Annotated in this window: 23 protein-coding genes; 7 read left to right on the plus strand and 16 right to left on the minus strand. The window is 68.8% G+C overall.

All coding sequences use genetic code 11. The features are described from left to right. Window positions 1-65: 65 nt before the first annotated feature. Complete coding sequence (locus AB0H54_RS29305; protein WP_357349675.1) at window positions 66-1,205, plus strand: hypothetical protein; 1,140 nt, start codon at window positions 66-68, stop codon at window positions 1,203-1,205. Between the two features lie 3 nt (window positions 1,206-1,208). On the opposite strand, the gene radC is transcribed toward AB0H54_RS29305, so the two are convergent. Continuing rightward, window positions 1,209-1,877 carry a DNA repair protein RadC gene (gene radC, locus AB0H54_RS29310; RefSeq protein WP_357349677.1) on the minus strand — a complete coding sequence of 223 codons (669 nt, stop codon included), beginning with the start codon at window positions 1,875-1,877 and terminating at the stop codon, window positions 1,209-1,211. Window positions 1,878-1,943: 66 nt separating this feature from the next. Beyond that, on the minus strand, window positions 1,944-2,171 hold the full coding sequence (locus AB0H54_RS29315) for a type II toxin-antitoxin system VapB family antitoxin (RefSeq protein ID WP_357349679.1): 228 nt from the start codon (window positions 2,169-2,171) through the stop codon (window positions 1,944-1,946). Between the two features lie 257 nt (window positions 2,172-2,428). Here AB0H54_RS29315 and AB0H54_RS29320 point away from each other — a divergent pair, with 257 nt between their 5' ends. Both AB0H54_RS29320 and AB0H54_RS29325 read left to right on the plus strand, forming a co-directional pair. Next, entirely contained in the window at window positions 2,429-3,325 is an 897-nt protein-coding gene (locus tag AB0H54_RS29320) for a phenylalanine 4-monooxygenase (RefSeq protein ID WP_357349681.1), read from the plus strand. A 153-nt stretch (window positions 3,326-3,478) separates the two neighbouring features. Next, window positions 3,479-4,162, plus strand: a complete 684-nt coding sequence (locus tag AB0H54_RS29325) for a SnoaL-like polyketide cyclase (RefSeq protein ID WP_357349684.1) — start codon at window positions 3,479-3,481, stop codon at window positions 4,160-4,162. Here the strand turns inward: AB0H54_RS29325 and AB0H54_RS29330 are convergent, their stop codons facing one another. Both AB0H54_RS29330 and AB0H54_RS29335 read right to left on the minus strand, forming a co-directional pair. Beyond that, a complete protein-coding gene (locus AB0H54_RS29330; protein WP_357349686.1) occupies window positions 4,163-4,771 on the minus strand; it encodes a TetR family transcriptional regulator in 609 nt (202 codons plus the stop codon). It lies immediately after the preceding gene. Next, window positions 4,761-6,275, minus strand: a complete 1,515-nt coding sequence (locus tag AB0H54_RS29335; protein ID WP_357349688.1) for an MFS transporter — start codon at window positions 6,273-6,275, stop codon at window positions 4,761-4,763. Before AB0H54_RS29335 ends, AB0H54_RS29330 begins: the two co-directional genes overlap by 11 nt. A 118-nt stretch (window positions 6,276-6,393) precedes the next feature. On the opposite strand from AB0H54_RS29335, the gene AB0H54_RS29340 reads away from it, so the two are divergent. Continuing rightward, window positions 6,394-7,704, plus strand: coding sequence for a serine hydrolase (locus AB0H54_RS29340; protein ID WP_357349690.1), 1,311 nt, complete (start codon window positions 6,394-6,396; stop codon window positions 7,702-7,704). Window position 7,705: 1 nt separating this feature from the next. On the opposite strand, the gene yhjD is transcribed toward AB0H54_RS29340, so the two are convergent. From yhjD to AB0H54_RS29355, 3 genes are read right to left on the minus strand one after another with little or no spacing between them, the layout of a single operon-like run. Next, on the minus strand, window positions 7,706-8,728 hold the full coding sequence (yhjD, locus tag AB0H54_RS29345; RefSeq protein ID WP_357349692.1) for an inner membrane protein YhjD: 1,023 nt from the start codon (window positions 8,726-8,728) through the stop codon (window positions 7,706-7,708). 42 nt (window positions 8,729-8,770) lie between these two features. Next, window positions 8,771-9,802 carry a tryptophan--tRNA ligase gene (gene trpS, locus AB0H54_RS29350; protein WP_357349693.1) on the minus strand — a complete coding sequence of 344 codons (1,032 nt, stop codon included), beginning with the start codon at window positions 9,800-9,802 and terminating at the stop codon, window positions 8,771-8,773. A 22-nt stretch (window positions 9,803-9,824) separates the two neighbouring features. After that, a complete protein-coding gene (locus AB0H54_RS29355) occupies window positions 9,825-10,769 on the minus strand; it encodes an oxygenase MpaB family protein (protein WP_357349695.1) in 945 nt (314 codons plus the stop codon). A gap of 103 nt (window positions 10,770-10,872) precedes the next feature. On the opposite strand from AB0H54_RS29355, the gene AB0H54_RS29360 reads away from it, so the two are divergent. Next, a complete protein-coding gene (locus AB0H54_RS29360; RefSeq protein ID WP_357349697.1) occupies window positions 10,873-11,511 on the plus strand; it encodes a TetR/AcrR family transcriptional regulator in 639 nt (212 codons plus the stop codon). Between the two features lie 26 nt (window positions 11,512-11,537). Here AB0H54_RS29360 and AB0H54_RS29365 read toward each other — a convergent pair whose 3' ends face one another. The 3 genes from AB0H54_RS29365 to AB0H54_RS29375 are packed head-to-tail and all read right to left on the minus strand — an operon-like array spanning window position 11,538 to window position 13,284. After that, window positions 11,538-12,014, minus strand: coding sequence for a barstar family protein (locus AB0H54_RS29365; protein WP_357349699.1), 477 nt, complete (start codon window positions 12,012-12,014; stop codon window positions 11,538-11,540). Next, entirely contained in the window at window positions 12,014-12,508 is a 495-nt protein-coding gene (locus AB0H54_RS29370) for a ribonuclease domain-containing protein (protein ID WP_357349701.1), read from the minus strand. Before AB0H54_RS29370 ends, AB0H54_RS29365 begins: the two co-directional genes overlap by 1 nt. After that, entirely contained in the window at window positions 12,505-13,284 is a 780-nt protein-coding gene (locus AB0H54_RS29375; protein ID WP_357349703.1) for an exodeoxyribonuclease III, read from the minus strand. The genes AB0H54_RS29370 and AB0H54_RS29375 overlap by 4 nt, the downstream gene beginning before the upstream one ends. A 70-nt stretch (window positions 13,285-13,354) precedes the next feature. Between AB0H54_RS29375 and AB0H54_RS29380 the strand changes: the two genes are divergently transcribed. Then, the gene (locus AB0H54_RS29380; RefSeq protein WP_355271577.1) at window positions 13,355-14,209 is read left to right on the plus strand and encodes an alpha/beta hydrolase; all 855 of its coding nucleotides are present in this window, start codon (window positions 13,355-13,357) and stop codon (window positions 14,207-14,209) included. A gap of 51 nt (window positions 14,210-14,260) precedes the next feature. On the opposite strand, the gene AB0H54_RS29385 is transcribed toward AB0H54_RS29380, so the two are convergent. From AB0H54_RS29385 to AB0H54_RS29405, 5 genes are read right to left on the minus strand one after another with little or no spacing between them, the layout of a single operon-like run. After that, entirely contained in the window at window positions 14,261-15,493 is a 1,233-nt protein-coding gene (locus AB0H54_RS29385; RefSeq protein WP_357349705.1) for an acyl-CoA dehydrogenase family protein, read from the minus strand. Window positions 15,494-15,508: 15 nt separating this feature from the next. After that, window positions 15,509-16,390, minus strand: coding sequence for an SDR family oxidoreductase (locus AB0H54_RS29390; RefSeq protein ID WP_357349707.1), 882 nt, complete (start codon window positions 16,388-16,390; stop codon window positions 15,509-15,511). Beyond that, the gene (locus AB0H54_RS29395; RefSeq protein ID WP_357349709.1) at window positions 16,387-17,268 is read right to left on the minus strand and encodes a MaoC/PaaZ C-terminal domain-containing protein; all 882 of its coding nucleotides are present in this window, start codon (window positions 17,266-17,268) and stop codon (window positions 16,387-16,389) included. Before AB0H54_RS29395 ends, AB0H54_RS29390 begins: the two co-directional genes overlap by 4 nt. A 10-nt stretch (window positions 17,269-17,278) precedes the next feature. Then, entirely contained in the window at window positions 17,279-17,713 is a 435-nt protein-coding gene (locus AB0H54_RS29400; RefSeq protein WP_355271572.1) for an SRPBCC family protein, read from the minus strand. A gap of 20 nt (window positions 17,714-17,733) precedes the next feature. After that, window positions 17,734-18,951: a lipid-transfer protein gene (locus tag AB0H54_RS29405; protein ID WP_357349711.1), complete on the minus strand. Its 1,218-nt coding sequence runs from the start codon at window positions 18,949-18,951 to the stop codon at window positions 17,734-17,736. A 191-nt stretch (window positions 18,952-19,142) separates the two neighbouring features. Here AB0H54_RS29405 and AB0H54_RS29410 point away from each other — a divergent pair, with 191 nt between their 5' ends. Further along, the gene (locus AB0H54_RS29410) at window positions 19,143-20,768 is read left to right on the plus strand and encodes a hypothetical protein (protein WP_355271570.1); all 1,626 of its coding nucleotides are present in this window, start codon (window positions 19,143-19,145) and stop codon (window positions 20,766-20,768) included. Window positions 20,769-20,828: 60 nt separating this feature from the next. Here the strand turns inward: AB0H54_RS29410 and AB0H54_RS29415 are convergent, their stop codons facing one another. Further along, window positions 20,829-21,578 (minus strand): SDR family oxidoreductase, encoded by a 750-nt coding sequence (locus AB0H54_RS29415; protein WP_357349713.1) that lies wholly within the window; start codon window positions 21,576-21,578, stop codon window positions 20,829-20,831. Window positions 21,579-21,617 lie beyond the last annotated feature (39 nt).

The raw sequence follows: 21,617 nt of genomic DNA on the forward strand, positions 1-21,617 counted from the left end.
GACGGTAACCGACAGGGACGGGGAGTGACGCGGCGATGGAACGCGAGCAGTTCGTGGAAACCGTGATGACGACTGTGCGCGCGCACGGGATCGGCGATGCCGAGTACTCGGCCGAGGACTTCAGCGTGCATCACAGTGACGGCCGGGTGATCTTCCTGGACAACATCTTTCGTGAGTGTCAGCAGCTCGGCGCGGCGGAGCGGGAAGAGCGCATCACCGCGTTCATCGCGGCGATGACCGGATCCGACGATGTGCCGGGCGACTGGGAATCGGTGCGCCCGATGCTGCGTTCGGTCCTGCGTCCGGTGACGCTGGGCCAGGACGGCCCGCGGCCGCTGCACCGCGCGGCGTTCCCGTTCATCGACGAGATCGTCGTCGTCGATCTGCCGCGGACCAGGTCGTTCGTGTCCGTCGATCAGGTCGCGAGCTGGGGTGTGGACGCCGAGCAGGTCTTCGCCGCGGCGCGCGACAATCTCACGGCGCTGAGCAAGCCCGGCTCCCCCGCGGAACTACAGATCCTGCGCTTCGTCGAGGACGGCGATTCCTACTTCGCCTCCTGGCTGCTGGTGCCGGGCTGGCTGGCCGGGTACGCGGGTGGCGAGGCAAGGCCGGTCGCGTTCATCGCCGAGAACGATTCCCTGCTGGTCGTTCCCGACGATCCGGAGCTGCTCGTCGAGGTGTTCGAGATGATCGAGCAGCAGTACCGCGACGCGGCCCGTCCGGTCTCGCCGCAGGGCTACACGGTCGACGAGCACGGCACCGTCGTCCCCTTCGACGAGGCGGGCCCACACCCGTCGATGCCGCTGGCGCTGCGGGCGCGCGCCGGCCTGGCCGCGACCGAATACAGCATCCAGACAGACCATCTGAACGATGTGTTCGAGGAGTACCTCGAGCTGCCCGACCTCGACATCGCCCCCGCCTACGCGGCCACGGTCAACTACGAGGAGTCCTCCGACGGCGCCTTCACCTCGGTGGTCTGGGGCGAAGGGGTGGAATACCTGCTCCCGGAGACCGACGTCGTGCGCTTCCTGCGCCGCGACGACAACGACGAGGTCGAACTGCTCTGCACCGTCCCCTTCCCCACGGTCGTCGAAATCCTCGGCCTCACACCCCTTCCCACCATCGAGCCCACCCGCTTCGAAGCCCGCCACTGGCCCGACCCCACCGCCCTGGCCCGCCTCCGCGCCGCCGACATCGAACAGTAGGGGTCAGTCCAGAGGTGGGGCGGTGGACCAGGATTCGCCGGCGATGACGAGGTGGTCGAGGTAGCGCAGGCCGACGAGGTCGGCGGCGCGGGCGAGGAGGGTGCCCGCGCGGCGGTCGTCGGCGCTGGGGGTGGGGTCGCCGGAGGGGTGGTTGTGCACGACGGCGAAGGCGCGGCCGTCGTGGCGCAGGACGGTGTTGAGGATTTCCCGGACCGGGACGGCTACGTGGTCGATGGCGCCCTCGGCGACGAAGGCGCGGTGGCGCAGGCGATGCTGGGTGTCGCAGATCAGCACGAGCAGGCGCTCGACCCTGGCGCCGGCGAACAGCGGCACCGCGACGCGGGCGATATCGGCGGGTGAGCTCAGCCGCGGCACCGCTTCGGTGATCCGCGAGCGGGTGCCGAGATGGAACGCGGCGATCACCGTCGCCGCTTTGGCCGGACCGATGCCCGCCCTGCGCGCCAGCTCCTCCGGGCGGGCGGCGGCGAGCTCGGCCAATCCGCCGTACTCGCCGAGGAGCTGCGCGGCGAGCTCCAGCGCCGACTGCCCGCGGGTGCCCTGCCCGAGCAGCAGCGCGAGCAACTCGACATCGCTGAGCGCGTGCGGGCCGAGCAGCAGCAAGCGCTCACGCGGACGTTGGGCGACGGGCAGATTCGCGATCGGTACCGACATCGTTCCCCCTGCGGATCGGCGACGGGACCGATGATTCCAGCGGGTACCGACACATTCGCGCCCGAGCTATCCTTCGGCCACCCCGTCCGCGGCCATGATCGGCGCCTGCTCGCCCTCCCGCGGGGTGCTGAAGATCGAATCGGCCATCAGCCGTTCGAGATTGCGTAGTTGCCGCTCGTGTACGACGATGCGCCGCAACGCCTCGTTGACGGTCGCGTTGCTGTCGGCGGTGCCCATGATGTCGGCCGCCGCGGCCAGCAGGTGCTGATCGAGATCTATCCGCAGGGATCGCAATCGTCCTCCTTCGTCGATCGCAATCTTGCGTTATTCGCGCCGGGCGCGTGCGCCGATTCACCGCGTCGTTACCGAATACCCGCGTTCGCAAGTCCGCACAGCAACCGGTGGCGAGCACCGCGATCGGTCGCCAGCAAGCGCACAGAAAACCCTGATGATCGCCGGAATCAGCGTATTTTCGCCACGATAACTGTGCAGTTTGCGCAGTTGTGCGCGTCGTTGTTGTCGACGGGAACGCGCGGTGCTTGCCTGGAGGCATGTTCACCGAGGCCCAGCTGTACTCGCCGGTGACGCGCGAGCGCGACGGCGATGTGACCGTGCATCTGAGCGCGGATCACCCCGGTGTGAACGACGAGGACTACCGCACCCGCCGCAACGCCATCGCCGCGATGGCGCTCGACTACCGGCCGGGCGGCCTTGTCCCGCAGATCGCCTACACCGAGGACGAGCAGCGGGTGTGGCGGATCGCCTCGGCGGAACTGGCCCGCAAGCACGAGATCTACGCCTGCGGCGAGGTCCGCGACGCGGCGGCGGCGCTGGCCCTGCCGCGCGATCACATCCCGCAGCTGGACGAGGTGTCGCGCCTGCTCGCCCCGCTGACCGGCTTCAGCTACGTGCCAGCCGCCGGGCTCGTCCCGCTGCGCGAGTTCTTCGGTTCCTTCGCCGAGCGCACCTTCCATTCCACCCAGTACATCCGCCACCACTCGGCCCCGCTCTACACCCCCGAGCCCGACGCGATCCACGAGATCATCGGCCACGCGAATCAGATCGCGAGCCCGAGATTCGCCGCGCTCTACGAGACGGTCGGCGCCGCGGTGGCCCGGCTGGAGACCGAGACGGCGCTGAAATTCCTGGCCGACGTCTTCTGGTTCTCTTTGGAGTTCGGCGTAGTCCGCGAGGCCGGCGAGATCCGGTGTTACGGCGCCGGATTGCTGTCCTCCTACGGTGAGATCGATGAATTCCGGCACGCCCGGCTACGTCCGCTCGACGTCGCCGCGATGGGCACGATCGACTACGACATCACCCACTACCAGCCGGTGCTGTTCTGCGCGGATTCGGTGGATCAGATCGTCGGCGTGCTCGGCGAATTCTTCGCGACCATGGATGACGAGACCCCGGCCCGACTCGGACACCATCCACACCCCGTCGCATAGCGTTTCCGAAAACGTTGTCACAGAACACAGTTCGATATTTCGCGATTCTCATCTGCTGAGACGCGACAGGCGCGGCGGAGCGGTCGCTGTTACCTTCGACCGGTTCTACGAGCTTTTCCGAAAGGGTCGGGTAGACCGAAAATGACTGTGGATGTGACAGATACGCAAGCCGATCAGAATCCCGAGCCGGAGGCCCCGCTGTGGCTGCAGGGCCGCGAAGCGGTGATCGCCGCGGCCGCGCCGACCGAATGGCGCGGCAATGTCCCGGACTACGAATTGAGCCATGAAGTCATCCCGCGCGAGCGCACCACCGAGCACGCCCCGGGCTCGCTCGAGGCGATCGTCGAGGACCTGGTGAAGGTCTTCGAGATGGAGGTCTCGCACAAGGGCGACCCGGCCACCTGGCTGTCGGTGGTCGCCGAGCAATACCGCGGCCGGGTCAACGGCGGCGAATGGCAGGACGCCGAGGAATTCGCGCGGATCGGCAGCTACAACATCCTGATCGGCGACAATCCCTACTACGAGGCGGCGAACGAGACCTTCGAGTCCTCGCACCACGTCTTCCACACCGCGTTTCCCGGCGGCTTCTTCTGGGAGGTCATCGAGGTACTGTCCGGTCCCCCGACCGTGAGCTTCCGCTGGCGGCACTGGGGCAGGTACGAGGGCGAGTACAAGGGCCACCAGCCCACCGGTGAGCAGATCGAGATGTTCGGCGTCACCATCGCCCGGGTCAGCGAAGACCTGCGCATTCTCGAGCTCGAGCACTTCTACGACAACAACAAGCTGCTCGGCCCGCTGGCGCACGGCTGCCCCGTGCAGCACGGCACGGCCGACTAGTCAGCTCCGGTCGCTGCCGTTCGGTCCGTCGTCCGGACCGAACGGCAGCCCGGCCTGCAGGAATCGCAGGGCGTGGCCGGCGTTCTCGGCGTTGACCGGCGTGGTGGTGACGATGGCCAGCATGGTGCCGATCATCGCGCCCGCGGCGATCCGCACCTCGAAATCGTCGGCGGTTCGGCCGGTGTATTCAGCCATCAGTTGCGCGGCCAATTCGATGCTGCGCTGGAATTCCAGACCGATCGCGGGGCGCAGCTCCGGTACGTGATACAGCAGGGCCTGACGTTCCTGCTCGAAGGCCAGGTCGGCGGCGGGCATGGCCGCGTACACCGCCTCGAGAGCGTTGCGGAAGGCGGTCAGCGGGTGCCGGCCGCGCGGTTGCGCGGCCAGGGCCTCGATCATCAGCGCGTCCTGATCGTCGGCGATGACCAGCTGTTCCTTGGTCGGGAAGTAGCGGAAGAAGGTGCTGGGCGAGACCTCGGCGGCCGCCGCGATCTGTTCCACCGTCGTCTCGGTGTAGCCCTGTTCCCGGAACAGCCGGAACGCCTCGACCCGGATGGTGCGACGGGTCCGCTCCTTCTTCCGCTCACGCAGCGACATCTCAACCGACATGCATCGATTCTGCCGCATCCGGCGCGGCGGCCGGTGCCGCCGCTCGCCCGCGCAGTACCGCGGCCGCCACGACGGCCGCCCCGAGGCACAGCAGGGCGCACACCCCGAGCATGGTGTCCATTCCCGCGACGAAGGCGTGCCGCACCTGCGCGAGCATCGCCGGATCGCCCGCCCGGTGCGCGACGGCAACGCCCGCGGTGACCCCGTCGGCGATCGGCTCCCGGTTCAGCGCACCGAGCTCGGTCCGGTACGTGGTGGCCAGCACGGTGCCGAGGACCGCGACGCCGATGGTGCCACCCGCCTGCCGAAGTGCTTGCAGCAGTGCCGAACCCGAGCCGGAGCGGGCGGCGGTGAGCTCCCCCATCGCCAGACCCATGGCCGCGGGCATGACCAGCCCCATGCCTGCGCCGAGCACCGTCGTCCACAGAGCGGTCAGCCCGTAGCCGCTGTCCACCCTGGTCAGCGCGCCGAGCCCGATCCCGCCCGCCAGCACCAGGAAGCCAGCGGTGAGCACCACCCGCACCCCGAGGCGCGGGAGCAGGACGTCGACCAGCCTGCTGCCGAGCACCAGCCCACCGATCATCGGCAGCAGCCGCAGCCCGCTGCCGAGCGCGTCGACCTCGAGCACCGCCTGGAAGTACTGCGGGACGGTGAAGAACATGCCGAACATAGCGAAGCTGACGAGGATGGAGAACGCGGTGCCCCAGCGGAATCCGGGCGCGGCGAACAGGCCGACATCGATGAGCGGGTGGGCGCAGCGACGCTGCCACCACAGGAACGCGCCGAGCAGCACGACGCCCCCGGCCACCGCGAGCCAGCCGACGGCGTCGGCCCAGTCGCGTTCGCCGATCCGGATGAAGCCGTAGGTCAGCCCGAGCATGCCCGCGGCCGAGAGCACCGCACCGGCCAGATCGATGCGAGAACCGGTGTCGCCGCGCGATTCCGGCACCAGGGTCGCGACCGCCAGCGCGCCGGCGATCACCAGCGGCACATTGATCAGGAACACCGAGCCCCACCAGAAGTGCTGGAGCAGCCAGCCGCCGAGGATCGGGCCGAGTGGCAGGCCGACGGCGGTCGAGGTGACCCAGATCGTCAGCGCGCGCTGACGCTGCGCCGGCTCGGTGAACAGCACCGGCAGCACGGCCATCGACAGCGGCATCATCGCCGCGGCCGCGACACCGAGCACGACCCTGGCGGCGATCAGCTGACCGGCCGTGCCGGCGAACGCGCAGGCCAGCGAGGCCACCCCGAAGACGAGGAGCGCGCCGAGCAGCACCTTCTTGCGCCCGTAGCGGTCGCCCAGCGCACCGGCGGGCAGCATCAGCGCGGCCAGCGCGAGGGTGTAGGCGCTGCTGAACCATTGCAGCGCAGCGGTATTCGCGTCCAGGTCGACCGCGAGGGTCGGCAGGGCCACCGTCAGCACGGTGACGTCGAGTCCGATCGTGAGCATCGCCAGGGCGAGGGCGCCGAGGGCGAGCCAGCGGCGGGTGGCTTCCGTCCGCATATCTCCTCCAAAATGATAGTTACAGTCATTTGCTAGTAACTCTCATTTAGTAGATTCTGTCAAGAGTTGCGCGCGGCCGCCGCACCTCGCCTCGATCGGCTCGCTACGCTCTGTGGCGATGAAGATCCGCGAACTCGGCGTGCGCGCCGCCAGCACCCTCGGCGCCGCCGCGATCGCCGCCACCCTGGTCTGCGCCCCCGCCGCCACCGCCGTCCCCAGCTCCGACACACCGCCGGGCAACGGCGCGAGCACGACGACGACACCCCCGTTCACCACGCCGAACACCGACAGCTGCCCGCAGAAGACGCAGCCGCCCGCCCCCATCGACACCTCCGAGGTGCCAGCGCCGGGTGAACCGACGCCGAGCGCGCTCCCGGTGCCCGACGCCCCGATCGGCGGCGACCGGATGAGCGAATGCGGCGTCGTGCTGCCCAAGGGCGCGCCGCTGCTGCCCGCCGACATCTCGGCGACCGCGTGGATGGTCTCCGACCTCGACACCGGCCGCGTGCTCGCGGCCAAGGACCCGCACGGGCGCTACCGGCCCGCCAGCACGATCAAGGTGGCGCTGGCGATCGTCGCGCTGCGCACCCTCGACCTGGACAAGGTGGTGACCGGCACCCAGGCCGACGCCGACGTCGACGGCACCAGGGTCGGCATCGGTCCCGGCGGGCAGTACACCAACCGTCAGCTCATGCAGGCGCTGATCATGTGCTCGGGCAACGACGCCGCGCACGCGATCGCCACCCAGCTCGGCGGTGACAAGGCGACCGTCGCGAAGATGAACGACGTGGCGAAGTCGTTGCGCGCGTTGGACACCCGTGCCGCGACCCCGTCCGGCCTCGACGGTCCAGGGATGAGCACCTCGGCCTACGACCTGTCGGTGCTGTTCCGCGAGGCGATGAGCATTCCGCTGTTCGCCGAACTCATCCACACCGAGCAGGCCGATTTCCCCGGCTACCCGGCCGATCCGAAGATCCCCGACGACAAGGACCATCCCGGCTTCCCCATCGCCAACGACAACCAGCTGCTCTACAACTACGCGGGCGCGATCGGCGGCAAGACCGGTTTCACCGACGACGCCAGGCAGACCTTCGTCGCCGCCGCCGAGCGCGACGGGCACCGGCTGGTCGTCACGCTGCTCAAGGCCGATGTGCGCCCGATCCGGCCGTGGGAGCAGGCCGCCCGGCTGCTCGACTACGGTTTCGCCCTCGACGCCGACGCCCGGATCGGCAAGCTACCCGAATCGGGCAGTGCGGCAGTGCATCCTAGCGTGCCGCTGGCCACCCCGCCGCCGCGCGCCGACGGGACGCAGGCCCAGCCGGAGCAGCAGCCGCATCACGCCGCACGGGTGGCGACCCTGATCGGCGGGCCGATCGTGGTCATGGTGCTGCTGCTGTGGGCGCGGCGGTCCTACCGGCGCAGGCGCTGACTCAGCGGCGCCTGCCGAACAGCAGCAGCGCCAGCGCGGCGACCGCGCCTGCGCCGAAGTAGGCGGCGCCGGTGCCGGTCGAGATGCTGTGGTCGACCACGCGCGGTCGGATGACGACCGCGTTCGGCGGCGCGATCTCGGCGGCGCGGTCGTTGTCGGACGAGGTCGCCGCCCAGGCGGTGGCGAACAGCAGGATGCGGTAGGTCGTGTAGCTGAACACCATCAGACCGATGATGGAGCCGAAGGTCGCGCCCGCCGGACTCCGCAGCACGATCTGCAGGTAGATGGCGGCGATCTGCTTGAAGATCTCGAAGGCGATCGCCGCCAGCGCCGCCGCGCGCGCCGCGCTGCGCAGCGAGACCGGCTCACGCGGCAGGCGGGCGATCATCCAGGCGAACACCGCCCACGAGGCGAGCAGACCGAGCGCGATCGACACCACCGCGAGCACCACGGTCGCGCCGGGCAGGTGATCGATCCCCAGCGCGGCGAGCACCTGGGCACCGAGCCCGCTCGACGCGATCGCGGACAACCCGAGCGAGACCACGAACGCCAGGCCGAGGCCGACCAGCGCGCCCAGATCCGACAGTTTGCTCCGCCACCACGGACTCTCGGGGCTCTGCACCTCCCACTGCTCGGTCAGCGCCGCGCGCAGATTCGCGATCCAGCCGAGCCCGGTGTACAGGCCGACGAGCAGACCGAGCAGACCGACCGTGCCGCGCGAGCTGATCGCCTGATCGATGAGGTCGTTGATCTGGGTGCCGAAGGACCCGGGGATGTTCTCCACGACGCTGTCCTGGAGCCGGGTGAGCAGCTCGGGCTGCCCGGCCAGGATGAAACCGGCCACCGAGAACGCCACCATCAACAGCGGAAACAGCGACAGCACAGTGAAGTACGTGATGCCCGCCGCGTAGTAGTCACCGCGTTGCCGCTGGAATCGGCCGCCCGCCCTGACCAGATGATCCAGCCAGGGCCTGCGCCCGATCTGCCGCTCGACCGCGGCCGAGATGTTGTCGACGAGCTGCATGGCACGCGCCCCTTCAGCCGAAAGCCGCAGGCGCACACCGGGTCAGCGAGCCAGGAAGCCCACCCGGTCGTACACCTGCGCCAGTGTGTTGCCTGCGATCTCGCGCGCCCGCTCGGCACCCGAGGCGAGGATCCGGTCCAGTTCGGCCTGATCCGACAGGTATTCCTGCACCTTCTGCTGGACGGGGGTGACGAATTCGACCAGCGCGTCGGCCACGTCGGCCTTGAGATCACCGTAGCCCTTGCCCGCGAAATTCTCTTCGAGGGTGACGATCGGGGTTTCGGTGAGCGAGCTCAGGATCACCAGCAGGTTGCTCACGCCCGCCTTGTGCTCCGGGTCGTAGCGGATCTCGCGCTCGGTGTCGGTGACCGCCGACTTGACCTTCTTCGCGGTGACCTTGGGATCGTCGAGCAGGTTGATCAAGCCGGCGTCGGTGCTGGCCGACTTGCTCATCTTCGCGGTCGGATCCTGCAGGTCGAAGATCTTCGCCGTGCCCTTGACGATGTGCGGCTCCGGCACGACGAAGGTCTTCTTGAAGCGGGTGTTGAAGCGCTGGGCCAGGTTTCGGGTCAGCTCCAGGTGCTGGCGCTGATCCTCACCGACCGGCACCTGGTGCGGGCGGTAGAGCAGGATGTCGGCGGCCATCAGCACCGGGTAGGTGAACAGGCCGACCGTCGCGTTGTCCGCGCCCTGCTTGACCGACTTGTCCTTGAACTGGGTCATCCGGCTGGCCTCGCCGAAACCGGTGATGCAGCTCAGGACCCAGGACAGCTCGGCGTGCTCGGGCACCTGGCTCTGCACGAACAGGGTCGACTTCTTCGGGTCGATGCCGAGCGCGAGCAGCTGCGCGGCCGCGGCCTTGGTGCGGGCCCGCAGCGCCTTGGGCTCCTGGCTGACGGTGATCGCGTGCATGTCCGGGATGAAGTACAGCGCGTCGTACTCGTCCTGCATGGTCACCCAGTACTGCAGCGCACCCAGGTAGTTGCCGAGGTGGAAGGAGTCGCTGGTGGGCTGGATGCCCGACAGCACCCGCTGCTTGCGTTCGGCCGTCGCGGCCGGGGCAGGACTGGACATGCCCCCGATCTTTCCATGACGCTCAAGCGGTATTTCGCTGCACCCAGTTGCGCGGATCGACGCCGGGCATGCTCGGCTTGCCCGCCTTGACCATTCGCTGTTCGCGGCGGGCCAGCAGCTGATAGGAGGGTGTGCTCGGCCCGGCCAGCGCGCCGGCCAGCACCCGGGGCGCCAGCGGCGGCGCGACGTGCGCGGTCCGCAGGCTGCGGCACAGCGTGCGGTAGGCCACCTGATCGGCGATGCCCCACTCGATGCCGTACATGTCCCGGATCCGGGTCGGCAGGCTGCCCTGCACCAGCAGGTACAGCGCCGAGCCGACCTGTTCGGCGGGCGGGCGCAGGCGATAGGCCTTGCGGTGGCCCGCCAGATACGAGCCGACCAGATCGGCCTCCTCGGTGAGGAACAGTTCGGCCGAGTTCAGGTAGTCGTCGAAGTAGCGGCGGAAGGCCGGGTAGTCGGCGGGCGCGGCGTCGCGCGGCATCCCGAACAGCTCGCCCCAGCGGACGTAGTCCTGGTAGAGGTCCTCGCGCTCGGTGGCGGTGAGTTCGCGCACCAGCCGGTCGTACATCGCCTCGGCGGAGTCGAAGGTGAAGGCCATGGTCATGAACATCAGGTGTGGATCGTGCGCCGCGTAGGCGGTGCCCGCCGGATAGTGCTCGCCCGCGTGCTCGGGCAGGGTGCCGACCACCTTCTCGTGCTTGCGCCGGGTGAAGGCCAGGGCCCGGTCGGCCTCGGTCTTGCTGCCGAGGAAGACCGCCTCGAACAGCGCCCCGGTGATGGCCAGCCGGGTGTACGGGGTCGCGCGGTGGGCGGTGTGCTCACTGGTGCCGACGAACAGCAGCGGGTGCACCGCGCCGATCACCAGTGCCCGGACGCCGTAGGTCAGCCCCACCGCCCGCTTGCTCATCACCCGTCGGATCATCGAATCGTCGGCGAAATATCCGGGTTCGCCCTGCCGTGCGGCCATGCTGCGCCTCCTCGTCGAGTGCATCTGGCAATAGAATCCACCAGATTTGATAATCTGGCAAGAGTCTCTACCAGAAAACCTCCCCGCGACGGCAGGACGCAGAATGGGAGCTGTGGCAGCACAACGCACCTACGGTGGCGTCTCGGCCGAACAACGACAGGCCCAACGCCGGACCGCCCTCCTCGACGCGGCGCTCGACATCGTCGCCGAAGACGGGCAGGCCAAGCTCACCGTCGCCGGGCTCTGCGCCCGCGCCGGACTCAACGAGCGCTACTACTACGAGAATTTCGAGCATCGCGAGAGCGTGCTGGAGGCCCTGCTCGATCGGATCGCCGAGGAACTGACCGCCGCGATCGTGACGGCGCTGACCACCGCCGCGCCCGACAGCCGGTCCCAGTCCCGCGCCGCGATCGACGCGGGCATCTCGGTACTCATCGACGATCCGCGCAAGGCGAAGGCCGCGCTGATCGCGGGCATGGCGACCCCGGAACTGCGCGCCCGCACGGCCCGGACGGTGCGGGCGTTCTCCCGCCTGGTCGCCGCGGAGGGCACCGGTTTCTACGGGGTCGAGGTGCCGCAGAAGCTCGTCGACTTCCGCGCGATCTACCTCATCGGCGGCCTCACCCAGACCCTCACGACCTGGCTCGCCGGCGATCTCGATCTCACCCGCGAGGAACTGATCGACCAGGTCACCGAGGTCTTCGTCCTCCTCGGCGACGACCTGGCCGAACGCCACCGCTGAGGGCTACGCCACCGACGGAGCGACTGTCAGTCGGTCAGCGCGACGGCGCCGAAGTCGGCGGGTTCGCCCTGGAGGACGACGCGGAAGACGACGTCGCGGCGCGACCAGTAGGCGGCGCAGTCGCGCATGGCGCTGTCGAACCAGGCGCGCTCGGTGGGGTCGTCGGCGAGCAGGTCGGCGGCGGTGCGCACCACGACGACGTAGCCGGGCGCGTCGCCGACGAAATCGTCGAGGTCGCGGAGGCATTCGTCGAAGGCGTCCTTGTTCGCGCCGAAGTAGTACGGGAACTGGAAGGCCGCGGCGAACTCGTCGAAGAGCTCGGCGGTGGTGCGCATCTTGGGGCCGCGCAGTTCGCGCACGCGGTAGTCCGCCGGCGCGTCGTAGCGCACGCCGCTGAACGCGGCGGGGTCGACGGGCAGGGCGCCGAGCACCGGCCGCGGGGCGGCGGGCGCCTCGAGGGTGGGACGAGCAAGGAACTGCGACAGCGTCATTCGCGTCGTCATCAGCGCATCCTCGTGAAGGTCTCGTAGTGGTCGCCGGTGTACCAGGCGGTGCCGTCGCTGCCGGTGACGATGCGTTCGGCGTCCCGGCCCCGGTTGCGCTGCTTGGGGTTGACGTCCCACTCCTGGTAGGTCACGGCTTTGCCCGCCGAATCCTTGGGCGGCAGTTTGGTTCCCCAGTTCATCCACTGCTCGCCACCCTTGGTGCCGGGCGCGTTCGCCGAATCCGGCCAGCGCCCCGCGTCGATCTCCACGAGCGTGACGTAGGCCCGATCGGGCACGCCCGCCGCCTTGGTGACCGGCGCGGCACTGGCATTGCCCGCGGGCGGGCCGGGTTTCGGCGCGGCCTTGGTGGTGGTGATCCCGGCGGCCGCGCGGGTGCTGGTGGCCGCGGTGGTGTCGTTGCCGCCGCGCCCGGTGAGCAGCGTGAAGCCCACCGCGAGCACGATGAGGACGAGCCCGCCGAGCAGGCCGAGGGTCTTGCGCGAGAGATTCACCGGTACTGCACCGTCACGGGAGCGTGGTCGGACCAGCGCTGATCGTAGGCGTCGGCGCGCTCGACGACGGCCTGCTTGGCGCGCCCCGGCAGCTCGCCGAGGGCCAGCTGGTAATCGATGCGCCAGCCGGAGTCGTTGTCGAAGGCGCGGCCGCGGTAGGACCACCAGCTGTAGGGGCCCGCGACGCCGGGGTGCAGCGCGCGCACCACGTCGACGTAGCCCGCCGCCAGCAGGTCGGCGATCCAGGCGCGTTCCTCGGGCAGGAAGCCCGCCGACTTCTGGTTGCCCTTCCAGTTCTTCAGGTCGACCTCGGCGGGCGCGATGTTCCAGTCCCCGCTGACGACGAAATCGCCGGTACGCGCCTGCAGGTACGCGCCGAACTCGGCCATGAACCGGTACTTCTCGTCCTGCTTGGGGGTGTTCTCCTCCCCCGAGTGCACATACACGCTGGCCACGGTGACCTCGCCGAAGTCGGCCTCGAGATAGCGCCCCGACTCGGCGAACTCGCTGCTGCCGAAGCCGATCCGCACCGCGTCGGGCGTCCGGCGCGACAGGATGCCGACCCCGGCGCGCCCCTTCGACTCCGGTTCGGCGTGCGAGAGCACCCACCCCGCGTCGAGCGCGGGCGCCAGTGCGGCGGCGACCTGGGCATCGGTCGCCCTGGTCTCCTGCAAGCACACGATGTCGGCCTCGGTCGCGGCGAGCCAGGGCAGCATGCCCTTGGTCGCCGCGGCGCGCACGCCGTTGACGTTCACTGTTGAAAGGATGAGAGCCACCGGTCGACCGTACAATGACAGGTCAGGAATGCTCCCCCGGACACCGTCGTCCAGGAAGGGGTGATTGACGATGACGTCACGCACCGCCAAGTCCACTGCCCGGCCGTCGCCAGTCGCGGCGCTGCACCTCGGGTCCGGTGACCCGGTTCTGCTGTTGCACGGGTTCATGTTGTCGCCGCACTGCTGGGAGCAGGTGGCGCGGCGGATGTCGGCCCACTGTGAGGTGTACGCGCCCGCGTTCGCCGGGCACTGGGGCGGGCCGAAGGTCGAGGGCTGGTCCCTGGACGTGTACGCGCTGGCCGATCAGATCGAAGATCAGCTCGACGAACTGGGCTGGCGGACCTGCCATATCGCGGGGAACTCGCTGGGCGGCTGGGTCGGCCTGGAGCTGGCGCGGCGCGGGCGGGCCCGCACGCTCACCGCGATCGCGCCGGCGGGCGGCTGGAGTACGCCCTCGTTCACCCAGCTGCGGGTCGGCGCGAAGTTCGCCTCCATGGTCCCGTTCGTCGAGGTCGGCAAGCGGCTCGGCGGCCTGGTGATCAACAACCCGGTGGTGCAGCAGGTCGCCGCGCTGATGCTGAGCAAGCACACCGGCGCGGTGGCCCGGCGCGACCTCGCGACGATCATCGCGGCCGTCCTGCACTGCGACGCGATCATCCCGATGCTGCTCGGCGGCCTGCGCGCGCCCGCGATGGACGACCTGAACGAGCTGTCCACCCCGGTCCGCATGCTGCTCGCCGAGTACGACCGGATCATCCCCAACCACGTCTACGCCACCCGCTACCTGCGCGAACTCCCCGAATCCGCGGACCGCATCCTGGTCAACGGCGTGGGTCATGTGCCGATGCTGGAGGCACCGGACCGGATCGCCACCCTGATCGCCGAGCACATCTACGCCAGCCGCGGTCACCTGCGCGCGGTCTGAACACGCGCGAACCCGGCCGCGCGACACGCGCGCGGCCGGGTTCGTCTTCGCCTACTTGCCGAGCAGACCCTTGGCGATGTGGGTCACCTGGATCTCGTTGCTGCCCGCGTAGATCATCAGCGACTTCGCGTCGCGCGCCAGCTGCTCCACCCGGTACTCGCTCATGTACCCGTTGCCGCCGAACAGCTGCACCGCCTCCATCGCGACCTCGGTGGCCGCCTCGGAGCAGTAGAGCTTCATCGCCGACGCCTCGGCCAGGCTCGGCGGCTTGCCCGCCTTGCCCCGCTCGAGCACGTTGAACACCATGTTCTGCACATTGATCCGGGCGACCTCCATCTTGGCCAGCTTGAGCTGGATCAGCTGGAACCTGCCGATCTCCTGTCCCCACAGCGTGCGGGTGCGCGCGTAGTCGACGCAGAGCCGGTGGCATTCCTCGATGATGCCCAGCGCCATGAAGCCGACGCCGATCCGCTCGGCGGTGAAACTGGCTCTGGCGCTGTCGCGTCCGTCGCCGCCGCGATGGTCCTCGGTCTCGCCGAGCAGCCGGTCGCGGCCGAGCCGGACATTGTCGAAGAACAGTTCCCCGGTGGGCGAGGAGTGCAGGCCCATCTTCTTGAACGGCTTGCCCTGGGTGAGTCCCTCCATGCCCTTGTCCAGGACGAAGGTCAGCACCTTGCGGTGGCGTTTGTCGGCGCCGTCGCCCTCGTCGAGCTTGGCGTAGACGATCATCACGTCGGCGCACGGGCCGTTGGTGATGAAGGTCTTCTGGCCGTTGAGGATGTAGTCCTCGCCGTCGCGCTCGACCCGGGTCTTCATGCCGCCGAAGGCATCCGAGCCGGAGTCGGGCTCGGTGATCGCCCAGGACGCCACCTTGCGCAGGGTGACGATGTCGGCGAGCCAGCGTTCCTTCTGCGCCAGGGTGCCCCGCGACATGATGGTGGTGGCGCCCAGCCCGATGCTGACACCCAGCGCGGACACCAATCCCATACAGACCCCGGACAGTTCGCTGATCAGCACCGCCATCATCGACTGCTGCCCAGCGAACGGTGACCCACCGCCACCGCCGGACTTCTCGCCGGGACCGGCCGCCTCCTTGGCCAGCATCTTGGTGACCGCGTCCTCGCCCATGGCGTCGATCCCGAACTGGCTGAACAGTTTCCGCAGGATAGGGTAGGGCAGCTGCTCACCGCTGTCGAGGGCGTCCAGATGCGGACGGACCTCCTTGTCGATGAAGGTCCGCACGGCGTCGCGGATCATCAGATCGGTTTCGGACCATTCGATCATCGTCGTCTCCCGCGCTCAGGGCAGCCGCACGGCGATGTCGTCGATCGCCCACGGCCCTTCGGTCTCGATCGTCTTCACATCGTGCCAGCCGGCCAGCTCGGAGATGGCGCCTCCTTGCACGGCGAACACCTTGCCGGTGATCGGGCACTTGTCCGAGGCCAGATAGGCGACCAGCGGCGAGATATTGGCCGGGCTGAACGCGTCGAACCCGCCGGATTCCTCGGCCGCGGCGGCCTCGGCGGCGAACATCGCGCCCATGCCGGGCGTGGCCAGGGTGAGCCGGGTGCGGGCGATCGGCGCGATCGCGTTGACCCGCACGCCGTAGCGGCCCAGCTCCTCGGCGGCGACCTGGGTGAGCGCGGCGATCCCGGCCTTGGCCGCGCCGTAGTTGGCCTGGCCCGCGTTGGGCAGCGTGACGCCCGAGGCCGACGCGGTGTTCACCACGGCGGCGTTGGGCTGGTTGCCCGCTTTGCTCTGCGCCTTCCAGTAGGCGGCGGCGTGGTGCAGCACGGCGGCATGCCCCTTGAGGTGCACGGCGATCACCGCGTCCCAGTGGGCCTCGTCCATCGCGGCGACGAAGACATCGCGCAGGATGCCCGCGTTGTTGATGACGATGTCGAGCCCGCCGAGCTCACCGACCGCCTGGGCGATCAGGTTCCGCGCGCCGTCCCAGGACGCGACATTGTCGGTATTGGCGACGGCGACACCGCCCGCCGCGACGATCTCGTCGACGACCTGCTGCGCCGGACCGGAGTCGGCGCCCTCGCCGGCATTGCTGCCGCCGAGATCGTTGACCACGACCTTCGCGCCCTCGCGCGCGAACAGCAGCGCGTGCTCGCGGCCGATGCCGCGGCCGGCGCCGGTGATCACGGCGACCTTGCCCGCCAGGGAACTCATGACTGACTCCTTATCTCGGCGAGGCCGTCACTGAGGACGACGTCCTCGCCGCGCACTGTCTCGAAGGCGTAGGTGGTGATGCCGTCGGCGCTGGTCACCGGCCAGATCCGGGTCCGCAGGTCGTCACCGGGGAAGACGAGCTTGGCGAAGCGCACCGCGAAGCGCCGCAGCCGGTGCACATCCGAGCCCGCCGTCGCCGTGAGCACGCCCCACGACGCCATCGCCATGGTGCACAGCCCGTGCGCGATGATGCCGGGCAGTCCGGCGTCCTTGGCGACCTGCTCGTCGAGGTGCAGCGGCATCGGATCGCCCGAGGCGGGCGAGTACCGGAAGGTCTGGTCGTCGTCGACGTGATGCTCGACGACCGCGCACGGTTCACTCGCGCGCAGGCTTTCGTCGAAGCGATGCGCCGGCGCCTGCTCCCCCACCGACTTGCCCGCGTCGATATTGCGGAAGAAGGCGGTGAGGTACTGCTCGTTCACCAGTTCGCCTGCCGCATCCCGGCATTCGACCAGGATGGTGACGGTCGTGCCGGTCGACTTGCTGGTGTAGCCGACCGCCTTGGACCGCGACACCAGCTGCTCACCGGGCCGGATCGGCCGATGGAAGTGGAAGTCCTGCTCGCCGTGCACCACCCGGCCGAAGATGTCCATCGGCGCCACGTCGATGATCGGCATCATCATGGACTCGAACACCGGGACGATGGCGAAGACCGGCGGCGCGACGGTACCGTCGCGGTGCGCCTGGATCGGATCGTTGGTCGCGGCGGCGTAGTCCGCGATCCGGTCCGCGGTGACCGCGAATTCCTCGGCGTCACCCCATTTTTCCAGGCCCGCGTCGTCGAACTCGACGATGCGGCCGGATGCGTGTGCTGTCATTCGAAGCCCCCTACGCCGAGGCCAGCGCGTCGAGCTGGTCGAGGGATTTGTCCAGCTGGGTGCGGCCGTCCTTCTCCACCGCCTTGCCCAGCGCGCCCTTGATCAGCGCGCCTTCGAAGTCGCCGGAGACCAGGATGGTGCTGCCCGCTCCCGACGGCTGGATGTCGAAGGTGAATTCGGTACGGACACCGGCCATTCCGGCGCCGGTGAGGGTCAGCCGGTTCGGTACCTCGACCGCCTTGACCGTCCATTCCATCTTGTTGGCCATGCCGAGCATGACGATCTTGGCGACCAGCGCGGCGCCCTCGGCCAGCACGGCGGGCGGTTCCTCCATGAACTTCTCGTGGATGGTGAACCACTTGTCCCAGGTCTGTGGGTCGGAGACGACCGCCCACAGCGCTTCCGGGGTGGCGGTGACGGTCTTGGTGGCTTCGATGTGTCCCATTGCGGTACTCCTCGTGCTGGTCAGCGCACCGCGCGCTGGTAGGCGGTGACCACGGCGGCGCCGCCGAGGCCGATGTTGTGCTGCAGGGCGGCGGTGACGTCGCCGACCTGGCGTTTGCCCGCGGTGCCGCGCAGCTGCCAGGTGAGCTCGGAGCATTGGGCCAGGCCGGTCGCGCCGAGCGGGTGCCCCTTGGAGATCAGGCCGCCGGAGGGGTTCACCACCCACTTGCCGCCGTAGGTGGTCTGGCCCGCGTCGATCAGCTTCCCGGCCTCGCCCTCGCCGCAGAGTCCGAGGGCCTCGTAGAGCAGCAGCTCGTTGGCGGAGAAGCAGTCGTGCAGCTCGATCACCTGGAAGTCGTCGGCGCCCAGGCCCGCCTGCTCGTAGACCTTCCGCGCGGCAGCGACATTCATGTCGTAGCCGATGAGGTTCTTGGCGGTGCCGTCGAAGGTCGAGGCGTAGTCGGTGGTCATCGCCTGCCCGACGATCTCGACCGCCCGCTCCGACAGATCGTGCCGGTCGACGAACGCCTCGCTGGCGAGGATCGCCGCGCCGGAACCGTCCGAGGTCGGCGAGCACTGGAGCTTGGTGAGCGGGTCGTAGATCATCCGCGAGGCCAGGATGTCGTCGAGCGAATACTCGTCCTGGAACTGCGAATACGGGTTGTTGACCGAGTGCTTGTGGTTCTTGTGGCCGATCTTGGCGAAGTGCTCGGCGGTGGTGCCGTAGCGCTTCATGTGCTCGCGCCCGGCCGCGCCGAACATCCACGGCGCCACCGGGAACAGCACCTCGGAGATCTCCGCCAGTGCCAGCACGTGCTTGGCCATCGGCTGTTCGCGGTCGTCCCAGGTGGAGCCGAGCGAACCGGGCTGCATCTTCTCGAAGCCCAGCGCCAGCGTGCACTCGGCCAGCCCGCCCCGGATCGCCTGCGCCGCCAGATAGAGCGCGGTGGAGCCGGTCGAGCAGTTGTTGTTGACATTGACCACCGGGATGCCGGTCATCCCGAGCTCGTAGACCGCGCGCTGCCCGGAGGTCGACTCGCCGTAGACGTAGCCGACATACGCCTGCTCGACCTCGCGGTAGTCGATGCCGGCGTCGGCCAGGGCCTTGGTGCCCGACTCCCGCGCCATGTCCGGATAGTCCCAGGCCCGGGTGGTTCCGTCGGCCTCCTCGACCAGCTTGCGGCCCGGCTTCTCGAACTTCGTCATCCCTACGCCGACCACATAGACCTTGTTCGTCATCGAACTCCCATCCTCAGGCTTGCGCACAAACATACAGCTCTGCATGTATCTTCACAACGGTTTCCGTGACCCCGGTCACCATCCGCCCGCGTAACAGCGGCGTAACGGTTCGGAAAATTGGTGTCTACATCCATCGAGCACCGTCGGTGAGCCGCCGAATTCGACGGCCGCGTGGATGAGGGAGAGGGAAAATGGCCGGAGCGGACACCGCTGCCAAAGAAACACTCGAGGACTACACGCTGCGTTTCGCCCCGCGGAGCTACCGCAAATGGAGCCCCGCGGTGGTCGGCATCTCCGCCCTCGGCGGCATCGCCTATCTCGCCGATTTCGCGATCGGCGCCAATATCGGAATCGCGCACGGCACCGGAAACGCGCTGATCGGCATCGGTATCTTCGCCGTCGTCGTGATGCTGACCGGATTTCCGCTCGCCTATTACGCGGCGCGCTACAACATCGATCTGGATTTGATCACGCGCGGTAGCGGATTCGGCTACTACGGCTCGGTGATCACCAATATCGTGTTCGCCTCGTTCACCTTCATCTTCTTCGCGCTGGAAGGTTCGATCATGGCCCAGGGCCTGGAATTGGGCCTCGGAATTCCGCTCTGGATGGGCTATCTGGCGTCGACGGTGATCATCTTCCCGCTGGTCATCTACGGCATGAACACCCTGGCCAAGCTGCAGGTGTGGACCACTCCGCTGTGGCTGCTGCTGATGGTGGCGCCGTTCGGCTTCCTGCTGGTGCGCCACCCCGATTCGGTGGGCTCGTTCTTCGCCTACGGCGGCGAGAACGGGGGCGGCGTGAGCGTGTCCGGCGCGCTGCTGGCCGCGGGCGTCTGCCTGTCGCTGATCGCCCAGATCGCCGAGCAGATCGACTACCTGCGGTTCATGCCGCCGCGCACGCCGGAGAACCGGGCCAAGTGGTGGGGCTGGATGCTGCTCGCGGGTCCGGGCTGGGTGCTCTTCGGCGCGGCCAAGCAGGTCGTCGGCCTGTTCCTCGCGGTCTACCTGATCGCCAATCTGCCCGCCGCGCAGGGCATCGCGAACCAGCCGGTGCACCAGTTCCTGGAGATCTACCGCGATATGGTGCCGGGCTGGCTGGCCATGACGCTGGCCGTGGTGCTGGTGGTCATCAGCCAGATCAAGATCAATGTCACCAACGCGTACTCCGGCTCGCTGGCCTGGACCAACTCCTACACCCGGGTGACCAAGACCTACCCCGGTCGCCTGGTGTTCCTGGTGGTGAACCTCGGTGTGGCGCTGGTGCTGATGGAAGCGAACATGTTCGACTTCCTCAACAACATCCTGGGCTTCTACGCCAACTGCGGCATCGCCTGGATCGTCACCGTGGCCACCGACATCGCGGTGAACAAGTACCTGCTGAAGATCTCGCCGAAGGTGCCGGAGTTCCGGCGCGGCATGCTCTACGACTTCAACCCGGTCGGCCTGGTCGGCTTCGGCCTGTCGGCGGTGCTGTCGATCATGACCTTCTTCGGCCTCTTCGGTGAGCTGCTGAAGCCGTACTCACCGCTGGTCGCGGTGCTGGTGGCCTTCGTCGCGACCCCGCTCACCGCGATCGCCACCAAGGGCAAGTACTACCTGCGCCGCGCCGACGACGGCATCGAGCTGCCGATGTTCGACGAGCACGGCAACCCGTCGGGCGACCTGCTGCCGTGCCACGTCACCGGTATGGAGTTCGAGCGCCCGGACATGATCGCCTCGGCGATCCCCGGCCCCGAGGGCGAGATCCAGTACATCAGCTCCCTCGCCCTGTCCACCGACCGCGAAGGCAAGCACCTGCTGCCCCGCCAGCACTGATCGCGCAACCGAAGGCCGTGACGGGCGAACATCTTTCGCCCGTCACGGCCTTCGTCGTGCTCAGAGCAGTTTGCGGACCAGCGGCAGCGGCAGGGTGCGCAGGGCGAAGGCGATCGGGATCCAGGGCCAGTCGGGGACGTAGGCCTTGGCGCGGCGCTTCTCGATGGCGGCGACCATGGCGCGGACGCCGGTCGCGGTGTCGACCATGAACTTCGGCTGGTGCTTGATGCGGTCGTTCATCTCCGAGCGGATGTAGCCGGGGTAGATCACCGAGATGTCGACGCCGGGGACGGCTTCGGCGCGCAGGCCCTCGGCCAGGGCCGCGACGCCCGCCTTCGTGGCGGCGTAGGTGGTCAGGGTCTTGGGCATGCCGCGCAGGCCGGAGATCGAGGAGATCATCACCAGGTGGCCGCGGCCCTGGGCGCGGAAGATCGCCATCGCGGCCTCGGTCTGGGCCAGGGCGGCCAGGAAGTTCACGACGGCCGTCTCGCGATTGGCGGCGTGCTTGCCGGTGCCCAGCGGCGCGCCCTTGCCGAGTCCCGCGTTGACCACGACGCGGTCGATCGCGCCGAATTCCGCGGCGAACTCGTCGAAGACGGCGAACACGGCGGCGTCGTCGGTGACGTCGAGCTGTTTCACCGAGACGGCGCGGTCGGGATGCGCGGCCAGGATCTCGGCGCGCAGTTCGTCGAGGCGTTCGGTGCGCCGGGCGCACAGGCCCAGGTCGTAGCCGAGGGCGGCGAACTGGCGGGCCATCTCCGCGCCGAGGCCGGAGCTGGCGCCGGTGATCACGATGGTGCCCCGGCTCACGACGCTACCGCCGGTGCCGGTAGGGGCTCGATGTGCGAT

It is taken from the genome of Nocardia sp. NPDC050718 (assembly GCF_040654235.1).
Classification (GTDB): domain Bacteria; phylum Actinomycetota; class Actinomycetes; order Mycobacteriales; family Mycobacteriaceae; genus Nocardia.